Source organism: Wandonia haliotis (assembly GCF_039523435.1).
Taxonomy (GTDB): domain Bacteria; phylum Bacteroidota; class Bacteroidia; order Flavobacteriales_D; family Crocinitomicaceae; genus Wandonia; species Wandonia haliotis.
This window is the reverse complement of the sequence record NZ_BAAAFH010000022.1, coordinates 677,334-690,432: the sequence shown is the minus strand read 5'-3', so window position 1 is coordinate 690,432 and position 13,099 is coordinate 677,334. Positions and strand designations below refer to the sequence as shown.

Annotated in this window: 13 protein-coding genes; 8 read left to right on the top strand and 5 right to left on the bottom strand. The window is 39.4% G+C overall.

Going from position 1 to position 13,099, the window contains the following annotated elements:
* The first annotated feature begins 634 nt into the window (after positions 1-634).
* The 7 genes from ABDZ97_RS15840 (at position 635) to ABDZ97_RS15810 (ending at position 4,259) form a co-directional block, all read left to right on the top strand.
* Positions 635-2,086: a T9SS type A sorting domain-containing protein gene (locus ABDZ97_RS15840; RefSeq protein ID WP_425542676.1), complete on the top strand. Its 1,452-nt coding sequence runs from the start codon at positions 635-637 to the stop codon at positions 2,084-2,086.
* A gap of 128 nt (positions 2,087-2,214) precedes the next feature.
* Complete coding sequence (locus ABDZ97_RS15835) at positions 2,215-2,439, top strand: hypothetical protein (RefSeq protein ID WP_343790030.1); 225 nt, start codon at positions 2,215-2,217, stop codon at positions 2,437-2,439.
* The gene (locus ABDZ97_RS15830) at positions 2,436-2,714 is read left to right on the top strand and encodes a rhodanese-like domain-containing protein (protein WP_343790026.1); all 279 of its coding nucleotides are present in this window, start codon (positions 2,436-2,438) and stop codon (positions 2,712-2,714) included. The genes ABDZ97_RS15835 and ABDZ97_RS15830 overlap by 4 nt, the downstream gene beginning before the upstream one ends.
* A 58-nt stretch (positions 2,715-2,772) precedes the next feature.
* Complete coding sequence (gene trxA, locus ABDZ97_RS15825) at positions 2,773-3,072, top strand: thioredoxin (protein WP_343790023.1); 300 nt, start codon at positions 2,773-2,775, stop codon at positions 3,070-3,072.
* Between the two features lie 201 nt (positions 3,073-3,273).
* Complete coding sequence (locus tag ABDZ97_RS15820) at positions 3,274-3,555, top strand: hypothetical protein (RefSeq protein ID WP_343790020.1); 282 nt, start codon at positions 3,274-3,276, stop codon at positions 3,553-3,555.
* 4 nt (positions 3,556-3,559) lie between these two features.
* Positions 3,560-3,925: a hypothetical protein gene (locus ABDZ97_RS15815; RefSeq protein ID WP_343790018.1), complete on the top strand. Its 366-nt coding sequence runs from the start codon at positions 3,560-3,562 to the stop codon at positions 3,923-3,925.
* Between the two features lie 124 nt (positions 3,926-4,049).
* The gene (locus tag ABDZ97_RS15810; protein WP_343790014.1) at positions 4,050-4,259 is read left to right on the top strand and encodes a YgaP family membrane protein; all 210 of its coding nucleotides are present in this window, start codon (positions 4,050-4,052) and stop codon (positions 4,257-4,259) included.
* Between the two features lie 72 nt (positions 4,260-4,331).
* Here the strand turns inward: ABDZ97_RS15810 and ABDZ97_RS15805 are convergent, their stop codons facing one another.
* A complete protein-coding gene (locus ABDZ97_RS15805; RefSeq protein WP_343790011.1) occupies positions 4,332-5,870 on the bottom strand; it encodes a glycine--tRNA ligase in 1,539 nt (512 codons plus the stop codon).
* Between the two features lie 101 nt (positions 5,871-5,971).
* Between ABDZ97_RS15805 and ABDZ97_RS15800 the strand changes: the two genes are divergently transcribed.
* A complete protein-coding gene (locus tag ABDZ97_RS15800; RefSeq protein ID WP_343790006.1) occupies positions 5,972-7,969 on the top strand; it encodes a ComEC/Rec2 family competence protein in 1,998 nt (665 codons plus the stop codon).
* Positions 7,970-7,972: 3 nt separating this feature from the next.
* On the opposite strand, the gene ABDZ97_RS15795 is transcribed toward ABDZ97_RS15800, so the two are convergent.
* The 4 genes from ABDZ97_RS15795 to gldG all read right to left on the bottom strand — a co-directional run bounded on the left by ABDZ97_RS15795 (position 7,973) and on the right by gldG (position 13,096).
* The gene (locus tag ABDZ97_RS15795) at positions 7,973-8,911 is read right to left on the bottom strand and encodes a hypothetical protein (protein ID WP_343790003.1); all 939 of its coding nucleotides are present in this window, start codon (positions 8,909-8,911) and stop codon (positions 7,973-7,975) included.
* 134 nt (positions 8,912-9,045) lie between these two features.
* A complete protein-coding gene (dnaN, locus tag ABDZ97_RS15790; RefSeq protein ID WP_343789999.1) occupies positions 9,046-10,164 on the bottom strand; it encodes a DNA polymerase III subunit beta in 1,119 nt (372 codons plus the stop codon).
* A gap of 112 nt (positions 10,165-10,276) precedes the next feature.
* On the bottom strand, positions 10,277-11,299 hold the full coding sequence (locus ABDZ97_RS15785) for a hypothetical protein (protein ID WP_343789996.1): 1,023 nt from the start codon (positions 11,297-11,299) through the stop codon (positions 10,277-10,279).
* A gap of 21 nt (positions 11,300-11,320) precedes the next feature.
* Complete coding sequence (gldG, locus tag ABDZ97_RS15780; RefSeq protein WP_343789993.1) at positions 11,321-13,096, bottom strand: gliding motility-associated ABC transporter substrate-binding protein GldG; 1,776 nt, start codon at positions 13,094-13,096, stop codon at positions 11,321-11,323.
* Positions 13,097-13,099 lie beyond the last annotated feature (3 nt).

Sequence of the window (13,099 nt, the reverse complement as noted above, 5' to 3'; positions counted from 1 at the left end):
ATTTTGAGAGTGTTTGAAAACAATACACTTATTTTGGGTTTTGTTGAAAATTTAAAACTATACCATGAGAAAGTTAATTTTAACTGTAACGGCTTTAGCTTCTTTATCCGTACTATATGCTGCACCTGGAGATACGACAAGACTTCGTGTCCACGATGCGGTAGATATGGTTTGGTATGAGAACTATGATCGGCCGGTGACATTTCCTGATGAAGGAGTTACTTATTCAAAAATACTAATGCATTACACAATGGGGTGTGCCTCTACAGGGTGTAGTGATTGGGATTATACAACCAAGATTGAACTGAGGAAACCGCTTGGGTACAATGACTCTACAATTGCGGATATAACTATAATCTCAGAAGACCCTTATGATGCGGATACAACCTGGGATGTGTTTGAAGCGAAAGAATCATTTGAGTTGGCTCGTGTTATTACTCCTTACGGAGGATATATGAGAACTGGAGCCAATGGGTATAATTCAGGATGGAAACACATTCATACATTTGATGTAACAGATTATGCGCCCCTGTTTCAGGGAGATGCAGAGATCAGAGCATTCTATGGTGGGTGGTCAAGTGGTTTTAGCGTTACCATAGATTTTGAGTTTATCGAAGGAACGCCACCAAGAGAAGTGAAAGAAGTCCGAAACCTTTGGCAAACAGGTGGAGACGGATGGAATTATCAGAGTCACACTCATTTTGAACAGAATCACGCGGTGCCGATGGATGTTGATTTTCCGGGAGATATTGACGGGGCAAAAGTTCGTTTTATCCCTTCAGGACACGGTTTTGATAATAATACTGCATGTGCTGAGTTTTGCGAGAGGAATTATTATCTGAAGTTGGATGGTACCCAATTCGGTTCGGAAAACATGTGGGATGACAAATGTGGAGAGAATCCGATCTTTCCGCAAGGAGGAACCTGGTTGTACGACAGGGCTAACTGGTGCCCGGGATTGCGTGCACATCATTTTGATCATGAAATTACGAATTTGATTCAGGCAGGATCAACGCATGAGCTGGATCTCGATATTCAGCAAATCAATTGGTCGGGTACACAGGCTCCGGTTTATATTCTGGAAACACAGTTGTTCCTATACGGAGATCATAATTTTCAGACAGATGCAGCAATTGAAGATATCATAGCTCCGTCAAATAAGGATGACTATAAAAGATTCAATCCGATTTGTAATCATGCCAGAGTAGTAATTAAGAATTATGGAAAACTTCCGTTGACACAAGCGACTATTCGGTATGCTGTAAATGGAAACAACTGGAGAGAGTTTCAATGGCAGGGGAACCTTGCTTTTGACGAGTCAGAAGAGGTTCAATTACCACTAACTGAATCATGGGAGTGGGTTTCGCAGAACGGTGTTAATCAGTTCGAGGTAGAAATCATTACTCCTAATGGAGGAAGCGATGAGAATGAACTCAATAATGGGATGGTTTCTGAATTTGAAACAACACCTATGTTGCCTGGTAATCTGGAGTTCCAGTTGCGAACAAATACCAAACCGTATGAGACAACATGGAAATTATACGACGGGTATGGTAATGTTTTGAGGGAAAATCAACCCGGAATGGTTGCCAATACGATTTACAGGGATACATTTGATTTGCAGGAGGGCTGTTACATTCTCCGCATTGAAGATAGTGCGGAAAATGGTCTTTCCTGGTGGGCAAATAACGATGGGAGCGGATATGCTCGTTTGCGTATTCCCGGAGCACAGATGGCGCACACGTTCCAGTCTGATTTTGGGAGTCATATAGAGTATTATTTTACAGTTGGGTACACACTAAATACACCGGATGATTTTTTGAAAGTAAGCCCGGAGGTTCAGGTTTACCCAAACCCGAGTGAAGGGCTTATAACGGTTGAACTAGGAGACTTCTCTGAGAGTGAAGTGACTGTAGAAATTACAGATGCTTTCGGAAGAACAATTTACAACGAGCAGGTCTCCATTGATTTTGGTTCGCAGGTTACTAAAAAAGTGTATGATTTGAGTAGCAGTAGTTCCGGTAACTATTTTGTTCACATCACATCCGGGCTTTATCGAAAAACAAGCAAGGTTATAGTTTATTAATTCATTTTAGCCGGAATTACGCTGGCGGGGCTGTTCTGATTATTCGGGACAGCCCTGTTTTATTTGTGTCCTATTGCTCTGTAACTCTTGTCACTGTGTAAGGCAACTCTCCTTCGTATCTTTGTTGTATGAAAACAAAAGTAATAATGGCCAGATTTGGTTTTGTTGCAGCCGGAGTAGGATTAGGGGCATTACTCGGATGGTTATACTGGTACTATATTGGTTGTCAGGATGGGTATTGTACGATTAAGTCCAGTCCGGTGAATATGACACTGTATGGAGCCGTAATGGGAGGTTTGGTTTTCGATTTGATTAAGAGTATGTTGAATAAATTTAAAAAAGAAAAATCATGACAATACAGGAAATGGTACAAAACGGTACAGTAGTAGACGTTCGTACACACGGAGAGTTTATGGGAGGTAATGTAGCGGGTTCTATTAATATTCCTCTTCAGGAGCTTACAGCCCGGGTAGATGAATTCCGCACAATGAAAACACCCGTTGTTTTATGTTGCGCTTCAGGAAACAGAAGTGGAATGGCGACACAAATATTACAATCACAGGGGATAGAATGTGTTAACGGAGGATCGTGGCTTGAAGTAAATTACTACAAATCTCAGGTAGCCTGATTAAAAAGTCTATCTTGGAGTAATGGATTGGGATAGATCCCGAAACAAAGGAATAAATATGGCAAAAACATTTAATGAGCTGGTAGCAGATACGAAACCTACTTTGGTGGATTTCTTCGCAGAATGGTGTGGGCCGTGTAAGGCAATGAAACCTATTTTGGAAGACCTGAAAGCACGGGTAGGAGACAAAGCCAGTATTATAAAAATTGATGTAGATAAAAATCCGCAAGTTGCTCAGGTCTTTCAGATACGAGGAGTTCCTACTTTGGCAATTTTTAAAGAAGGACAAATCGTCTGGAGGCAATCAGGAGTAATTCCTGCTACGCAACTGGAGCAGATTTTACAACAGTATTTTTAAGTTTCTCAGAAGATCTCTGAGTCGATAAAAGGAACTGTTTTTGGTAGCCCGGAAGAGTAATTGTTCTCCGGAGTGCCGGAAACAGTTTTTTGTGTTTAGAAATTGCATAATTCATTTTTTGTACCCTGTTTTTCAAACAGGATAAGTTGGCAGGTTCGTAAACTTATCGGATATTTGCAGCGAATTATTTAAAGGATAAACATGCAGGAGAAAAAATGTCCAACTTGTGGAGAATGGAATCCGGGGAATCCTAAAAATTGTTCATCCTGCGGTGGGTTACTTGATAAAAATGAGCTGCTTTTTGAAGTGCGAAAGAAAAAAGGACTGATCAAAGAAAGAGAACCGGAAGGAGAACTGTTCGAGATTAAACCTGAGTATCCCTGGTGGCGAAAAGGATTGTTATACTTTATTCGCCCTATTTATTGGATTTTCTTTTACATTATCTCAGGGTTTGTTTGGTTAGTAGCCTGGGTGTCTGCTTAAAGAGATGAAAAACGAAGCCGATTTTCTACAGCCGCTAGCCTCCTGGGTATTTATTATTTCCGCGTTATTATTTTCAACGAACCAGCTTGTATTACTAGCGGGAATTCAACATCCTTTTCTTTCCGGATATGTAGATGACATTCTGGTTATTCCTGTTGTTCTGCCTCTTACTACTATTCTTATACGATTTTTTACGAAGAATCCTTCTTTTCGGATCGATTTGGGAATGCTGATTACTTCCGTTATTTTGTTCTCGATAGCTTTCGAATGGCTTCTTCCTCGTTTGTCAGATAGGTATACTGCAGACTTCTTGGATGTACTTTGTTATTGTGCCGGAGCTATTCTTTATTACTGTTTCAGAGGTAGTTGAAAAACCTGATTTATATCAGAAACAAGACTAATTTTCAGGTATCATTTGACTACCATCGAATAATTCATTAATTTGACGGTACAAATGAGTGTTATCTGACTATTGAAACTAAAAACATGTACAGATGAAAAAGAATATGGGAAATATTGATAAAGGAATACGGATTGTAGTGGCGTTATTACTTTTGTTGGCGATATATATGGAGTTGGTGACAACTCCCTGGTCAATTATTCTTTTGGTTGTAGCCGGAGTTTTGGTGCTTACATCCTTCTTGAATTTTTGCCCGTTATATACGTTATTCGGGATTAATACCTGTAAAACAGAACAGAAGTAATACGCAGCAGGTGATATAAGAAAAGCGCGGTCAAATCTGACCGCGCTTTTCAGGTTTTAGAATGATCAATTGTTATGCTGTCAAAAGCTTTCTAAGTGAAACTTTTTCATCGATAATACGATGTAATACATCTATATTTACACGCTCCTGCTCCATAGTGTCACGATCACGTATAGTTACAGTATTGTCCTCCAGTGTCTGATGGTCTACAGTTACAGAGTAAGGAGTACCGATTGCATCCTGTCTTCTGTAGCGCTTACCAATCGAATCTTTTTCATCATACTGACAATTGAAATCGAATTTCAAAGTGTCAATAATCTCACGAGCTTTTTCAGGAAGACCGTCTTTCTTTGTTAAAGGCATAACAGCTACTTTATAAGGAGCTAATGCCGGGGGAATATTCATTACGACTCTTTCAGAACCATCACTTAGTTTTTCCTCATGATAAGATGCTGATAATACAGAAAGGAACATACGGTCTAATCCTACAGATGTTTCTACTACGTATGGAATATAGTTCTCATTGATCTCAGGATCAAAATAACGAAGTTTTTTACCCGATAACTCTTCGTGTTGTTTCAGGTCAAAATCGGTACGAGAGTGGATCCCTTCCAGCTCTTTGAAGCCCATTGGGAAATTGAACTCTATATCACTTGCTGCATTTGCATAGTGAGCCAATTTGATATGGTCATGATGACGATAATTCTTTTCTCCTAATCCTAAGGCAAGATGCCATTTGGTACGTTGTTCCTTCCAGTATTCATACCATTTCATTTCCTCTCCGGGACGTACGAAAAACTGCATTTCCATTTGTTCGAATTCGCGCATACGGAAAATAAACTGACGTGCAACAATTTCGTTTCGGAATGCTTTACCAATTTGGGCAATTCCAAAAGGGATTTTCATTCGTCCCGTTTTCTGGACATTAAGGAAATTGACAAAAATACCCTGTGCCGTTTCCGGACGAAGGTAAATTTTAGAAGAGTCTCCCGCCACTGAGCCTAACTCTGTCGCGAACATAAGGTTAAACTGGCGTACTTCTGTCCAGTTTTTGGAGCCACTTACAGGACAAGCAATCTCAAGGTCATCAATCAATTGTTTGAAAGCCACAAGGTCTTCTTTTTCCAGTGATTCACGCATTCGATTTTCAATCTCTTCAATCTTCGCGACATTACGTAATACATTGGGATTAGTCGCTTTAAATTGAACTTCATCAAAATCATCACCAAAGCGCTTTTGACCTTTAGCAACCTCTTTTTCGATCTTCTGACGTATTTTCTCAATATGATCTTCAACAAGGACGTCAGCCCGGTATCGCTTTTTGGAATCTTTATTATCAATAAGCGGATCATTAAAGGCATCCACGTGACCGGATGCTTTCCATGTGTCCGGATGCATAAAAATAGCTGCGTCAATTCCAACAATATTTTCGTGCATTTGGGTCATTGCTTTCCACCAGTACGTTTTGATATTGTTTTTCAATTCAGAACCCAGTTGTCCGTAGTCGTATATTGCAGCCAGTCCGTCGTAGATTTCAGACGAAGGAAATACAAATCCGTACTCCTTTGCATGGGAGATAATATCCTTGAGTTTGTCTTCTTTCTTTTCCATAGCTGCAAATTTAGACAAAAGGAGAAAGAAATGATTACCGGAGGTGAATGATTTATTAAGTTTCTGTAAATGAAATTATTTTTTGTATTTTTCTTATTGCAATGAAAACCTATTACCCTATACTAAAGCTGTTATTGCCGCTTATTTTGGGGATTGTTGTTTCAGATTGGACAGGCAGACATTATGCTGTGACTTATTTTGTCGGTCCGCTTCTGATTGTTATTTTGATAATCCTGGTCATAGCTTTTGTAACAAAGAGCTACAGGGAAGAAGTGTTTTCTTTCCTTACGTATACAGGGTTGGTTCTGATAGGCTTTTTTATACATCAGTCCGGTCGTGCGAATAGGTTACCCGATCACTTTTCAGAGATTGAAGGAGAGTTTCTTGTCGGAGAATTACTTGCTGTACAGCCGGCAAAAAGTACTGACAAATGCGAATTGGAGATTCTGAAAGTAATGACAGGTGATATCGGGTATACAGTTACCGGAAAGTTACTTGCCTATATCGATACAAATGCTGCTTCGATGTTGAAAGCTGGGGATCAGGTGCTCTTTTCGTCAGAAATTCATCCAATAGAGAATACAGGGAATCCGGGAGAATTTAATGCCAAACGATATTGGGCAAATCAAGGTATTTTTCACCAAACATATATCCATGCTGATTTTATTCAGGTATACCGTGCATCGGAATATGGAGGATTTGCTATCTTCTCTAGGTTAAATACAAGCATACAGCGAGTATTGGAAAGTCATTTGGATGGAGATGCACTGGCGTTAGCCAAAGGGATTTTGCTTGGAGATAAGTCGTCAATACGGACGGATTTACGGGATGCTTTTTCGGGGGCAGGAGCAATGCATCTGCTGGCAGTATCCGGTTTACATGTTGGGATTTTTCTGGTATTGTTACAATGGGTGATCCGAACCTTTTTCCGGTACCTTCCGAAATGGGCAGAGCTGACTGTTTTATTACTAATTCTATGGACGTATGCCGGGATTACAGGTTTTTCTGCCTCAGTGAATCGATCTGTATTGATGTTTTCATTTGTGGCAATTGGGATGCTCTATGGGAAACAGCAGAATTCAATAAACAGTCTTCTCGCTTCCGCCTTTGTCCTATTACTGATTGCTCCTGAATTTTTATTTGATATTGGCTTTCAACTCTCCTATTTGGCAATGCTGGGAATCTTTCTGTTTTCAGGAAGTATTGAAAATGCAGTATATCTCCGGAATAGTTTTTTACACAAAGTTTGGCAAGGAACCTCCGTTGCGCTTGCTGCACAATTAGGTACCTTCCCGCTTACGATGTATTATTTCAATCAGTTTCCTAACTATTTTCTACTGACAAATCTGGGGCTAATGATCTTTTCCGGAATTCTTCTGGGGGTTGCTCTTGGGTTAATTGTAACCGGTCCGATTCCATTTGTGGGGTCTTTTATTGCTTTGCTTTTGACTGCAATTATCTATGGATTGGTGTATTTCATTGAATGGATTAGCGGTTTGCCTTTTGCATTGACTAGAGGGATTCAGTTAGAGATTTGGGAAATAATTGTGATGTATGCGATTTTAGGTGTACTTTTTTTCGCTTTGGCAAACAAACAGAAAAATGTTCTGAAAACGGCACTTGGTATAGCGGTCCTGCTATTTGTTTTTGAAACAGTAAAATGGTTTGACAGAAGAGAAGATTCGGATATGTTTATACTAAATCATCCAACACCAATGATGTTTGTTAGAAAGGGAGTACACAGCGAGATTATTTTATTTTCAAATTGGGAAAAAGCCGAAGAAAAAGCTCAATTTCTGATACGGTCATTGGAAAATTATTTTGGTGTAAATATTTCGACACGCCTAATACGACAGAATCAATTTATCTTAACAGAGGCTTCATTAGGATTAAAAGTAAACAAAGATAAATCATATATCCATTTTGAAGAATTGGATTACTGGTTTGTTCTCAATGATTACTTTGATATAAATTTATTAACAGCTGAAAGTAAGGTGATAGCGGGAAATCGTGTATCCGAAAAGAAAATTAATCTGATTCGAAGCCAGTCTGTCAACGTACTCGTACTGAAAGAGTCAGGAGCAATCCGGTTGTTATAACGATTACTCTTCAGATTCAATCTTATCTATCGCGAGTACCGAAGTAGTTCTGAAATAAACATCCATCTCAAAACGTCTCTTCAGGGTGTAACTTTCTCCGTCAAGATTGACATAACTCCATTCGTGATCAACAAAGTATCCATTGAGATTATTGTCTTCGTCCACTGTAGTATATACAGATGACCAGGTAACAGGTTTATAATCCTTCACAGAAGCTGTAATGTCATTCAGGATGAGTTGTTTTATGACTAACTCTGAGTTAAGAGATTTCTGAACTGCAGCAGCACGCATAACGTGAAGGATATGAGCGATAACATCTCCTTTTCTTTCTGCACTTCCGGCATTATCAAAGGGTACTGAGAAAAAATTATAGAATTGTCTTTCTTCGTCAGTTGGTGAGCTGCTGGCATAAAGGAAGGATTCCTTGCGCATATACTCAGTAAACTGATTCACAAATTTTTTATGATCCTTAAACAGAAAGTCGATATTTACTTTCTCTACTTCGTGTTCGGTATTTAAGACAAATGTGGCGGAAGTGAAAAGAATACTGTCTTGCTCCTCAATACCAAAGAGGTGATTGATCTCGTATTTGAAGAGAACCGTGTCTTTTTGGATCTTAGATAATAGATCAGCAATTTGTGTGTTTAATTCTTGTTCTCTGTTTCTGGTCAATCCTCCATACCTGCTTTCTTCATATTTAACAGCATAAAGAGAGTCGAGTGGTTTAAAACTGGGAGGTTTTGAAATATATTCATCTCCAAAACCAAAATTAATATATCGCTGACCGGCAGTGAGATCATTCTGAATGGATTGAATAATGGCTTCTTTCCTTTTTTGTTGACGCTCTGCCGGGTTCTGAGAAACCGAAGAAACGGTTGCACACCCGAATAAAACAAGAGTAAGTAGAGCAATTCCGGTACTGGTAAATATGTTGCTATTCATTATTTTTTTATCCGTTCGTATCATCACTAAATCTAAAGTTACGTAATAATCGGAAAGAGAGAAGTTAAAGAAACAAAAAAGTCCCGACTATTCAACGCGGGACTTTTATAAAAATTGTATAAAGTAAAGTGCTCTTATCGGTTCAGCATAACAGGCATAACCAACATAAGAATATCTTCATTTTCGTTTTCCGGATTCGCAGGAAGAATAATTCCGGCTCTATTTGGCTCACTCATTTCGATTTTTACTTCAGAAGTATCAATGTTATTCAACATTTCCATCAAAAAACGTGAGTTAAATCCAATTTCCATATCCTCACCTGCATAACTACAGGTAAGTCGCTCATTTGCTTCATTTGAAAAATCAAGGTCTTCAGCAGATATTTTTAATTCTGATCCGGCCATTTTCAGACGAACCTGATGTGTTGTTTTATTAGCAAAGATAGAAACGCGCTTAATCGAATTCAAAAGAGAAATTCGGTCAACTGTAAGAACGTTTGGATTTTCTTTTGGAATAACCGCCTCGTAATTTGGATATTTACCATCGATTAATCGGCAAGTCATCACAATATCATTGAATTTGAACACCGCATTGGATTCGTTGTACTCAACCATCACTTCCTCGTCACCCTTTAAATTAGATTTCAAAAGGTTTAATGGTTTTTTAGGAAGAATAAAAGATGATGAACCGGTTGACTCAGAATCTGTTCTTCGATAGCGAACAAGTTTGTGAGCATCCGTTGCAACAAAAACAATATCGTCAGGAGAGAATTGACAGAATACACCGCTCATCACCGGGCGAAGATCGTCATTTCCTGTTGCGAAAAGGGTTTTGTTGATAGCTTTGGCGATAATATCACTTGAAACACGAATATTGTTAGCATCAGTCACCTGCACAGTGCGCGGGAATTCATCTCCGTTTTGTCCTACCATGCTGTACTTTCCGTTATCGGAAGAAATTTCAATTGAGAAATTATCCGTGTTCACCTGAAAATTCAGGGGTTGTTCGGGGAACGTCTTTAGCATTTCAAGAATTTGCTTGGCAGGGACAGCAATTTTTCCTGCATCTTTAGCGTCTACATTCATGCTGGTCTTCATCGTTGTTTCCAGATCGGAAGCGCTGATGGTCAGTTCACCGTCGTTAATTTCAAAAAGAAAGTTATCTAATATCGGAAGGGAGTTGTTCGTACTTAAAACTCCGCTTATACTTTGTAAATGTTTTAATAATGCGGTGCTTGAAACTAAAAAGTGCATGTTGTTAACCATTATATTCTACAGCAAATATAGTGGGATTAATTTATAATATGAACCCACGGACAAACTGTTTATCCACATTGAATTAACAACGGACAGAGAGTATTCGTGCCTATTGCAGGACAAAGTAGGTTCCGTCAACGAATATCGGATCGAAAACAAAATACTGTATTTTAACGAGTAATCCGTCGTCCAGAAAAGCCCACATACGGTTGTCATCCCAACGCAATGTATCTCCGTTCATGTCCAGTCTTGGTGTCTCATTCTTTTTACGATAGGCTGTTAATCCTGTTTCTTTCCCGTCTTTATCCGTTACTGAAAACTTAATATAGGGGCGTGTCTGACGCATACTGTCTGCCTGCTCCTGAGAGAATGTGTAATTGTGTGATTCAAAGTGGAGCTTTCTGAATCGGTCAAGGTAACGAACCAGTTTCAACGTGTCATAATAGGATTGCTTACTTCCGTTCCAGATCAGGTCAAAATATTCTCCGTTTTTCACCCATTCAAAACTTTCCTCTGGCTTTTCGAAATTCTTAAGTTTGATGTGTTTAATCTGGTCAGGCGTATAACCGTATATTTTTGTGCAGGCAAGTGTCCTGTAATCAGCAGTGAAACGGGGTTCAATAGTTCCCTTCAAACCTTTCATCTCCAAAACAACCGGAGCCTTACTCGTACCCTCTTCAACGGTTTCTAGCAAAACATACGTCCCGTAATGATCCGGTGTTGAATTTCCAACATACCAGGTTTTAATCCATTTTCCATTCTGGAAAATCTCTACCTTTTTGTAGTCAACTATAATTTGATTTTTTATGTTTTCAACTGACGCTTCCGGTAAAAATGATTTTACGGCTGCTTTATTTAACGTATGCAAAATGTTGTTGACAGGTTCCTGCTGGACGCACTCTCCTTCTTTCGTCTCCCATTCCTGGCTGCCTCGTACAAGTGTAACACTGTGACCATGACTATTGGAAATGATCAACTTGTCAACAGAAGCCGTATCGGCTACCATAAAGTTATCCAGTACCTGACTGGATTTCCCTTTTTTTGATAGTAATGTATTGGTGAAAATCCCAAGGATTGAAACAAGTACTACTGCTACTAGGATAAATACAAGTTTTTTATTTTTTGCTGTCATAATTTTATTTTCTCTGATTGATTAACGGGCAAATCGTCGTTTTCTGATATAAAAGAAAACAATTCCCAGAAATGTGATAGCAATAAGAGGAATTAGTATGTTGATTACCTGCCAGAAACGGGCTTCTGAATTTATTTTTTCTTCATCCAGTGGACGGATGGTTATACTTCTGGAACGCACTCCTAATACGGACTCATCTCCCATCATGTAATCGACTGAGTTGAGCAGGAATTCAGCTGTCCCATATACAAACATCGGCATCGACTTTCCTGCATTCATATTCGGATCAAAAGGATCAAACTTGAATTCATCAAAGTTCACGGGGCGATAATCATATCTGCCTTGTGATTTTGAGTAGATTGAGTCATATTTGTTGGTGACCAGATTAGCATCACCGACAACAAGAACTTTCGAAGCTTTACTGCTTTCTTCTAGGAAACGGGCTTCGGGATTTTTAGCAAATTCTTCTACAAGTCTGTTTTTGTAGTTGGACACAAAATGCCCTTCAACGATTCCTGCCATCATAATTTTGTTAGCCGGATTATCGGGATCCACAGCAAAATCGGGCTCAAGATCTACAAAACGATAATCTATCCGTGCAGGAGAACGACGTACCGTTGTATTTCCTGAGCTTTGAAGAAGTGGGATTCTACGGTTTGTGTCATTTCCGACAAATTCAAGCGAGGATGCATAGCGGAGAACAACCGGGTCTATATTTTTAGAAACAGGGTGGTTAGTGCCATCTGCAATGGGATAGAAATACCAGGGCATAATTTTTTGCGGGTGCCCCGGAATGTAATTAGGTCCGCATTGCGCATCTACTACGAGATCCTCATTGACACGAATACCATATTTAAAAATCTGATCCGAGATATTCAATGCCCGGGAAGTGGTCTGTGTATGACCGTTGTAGAACAATGAATCCTGATTGATATTCAACGGATCTACGAAATACATTAGTTTCCCTCCGCGCATCAGGAACTGATCAATTACATATTTATCTTTTTCTGAGAAGCGGTTTTTAGGTCCCGCTATGATCAATCCGTCAAGTTTATTGAGCGCGTCTATACTATCGTTGATAGAAATATTTTTGGTAACATAATTTTTTCGTAACAAAGACCGGAATACCATTGTTTGGTTTTCGTTCCATTCTCCATGCCCTTGCAAGAATCCTATGACAGGTTTTCGATCTGCTACCGCCAGACGAAGTCCGTTGAGAAGATTGTATTCAAGATCATTTATAGCTCCCTGTACAAGCCCGTCAAGATTTTCGGCAGAGTGAATTCTCGACCGGTTAAAGAACTGGACATACCCTTTTGTTTCTCCCTGGTACGTGATGACCGCTCCCGGCCAGATAAGCAGGTTGTTTACCTGATTTACAGATTGTATGGTCATGTCCGTAGGTCGGATCCCATTTCCTTCACTGTAGAGTATTTCCCCTAGGTCCTGAACATCAATTTCCGAACCTTCGTTTGGATCAATAAATTCGTATTCAATACGGTTCCCTGCGTATAAAGAAAAGTCTCTGAGTTTATCTTCAACAGCATTGCGAATCTGCTTCAGATCAGAGGGGAGATTTCCTTCCAGGTAGACTTTGAACAGTACTTTGTCCTGAAAGTTCTCCGTATTCTCCAGAAACGTTTTGGTTTGTTCGGTTAATGAATAGCGCTTATCATGGGTCAAGTCCCAACGCCAGAAAAAGAAGGAACCGATAATGTTCAGAAATATGATTCCGATCAGAACCGTAGAAAGCAGTCCCCAGTCGTATAATTTATTACCTATTTTCTTCTGATTCATATT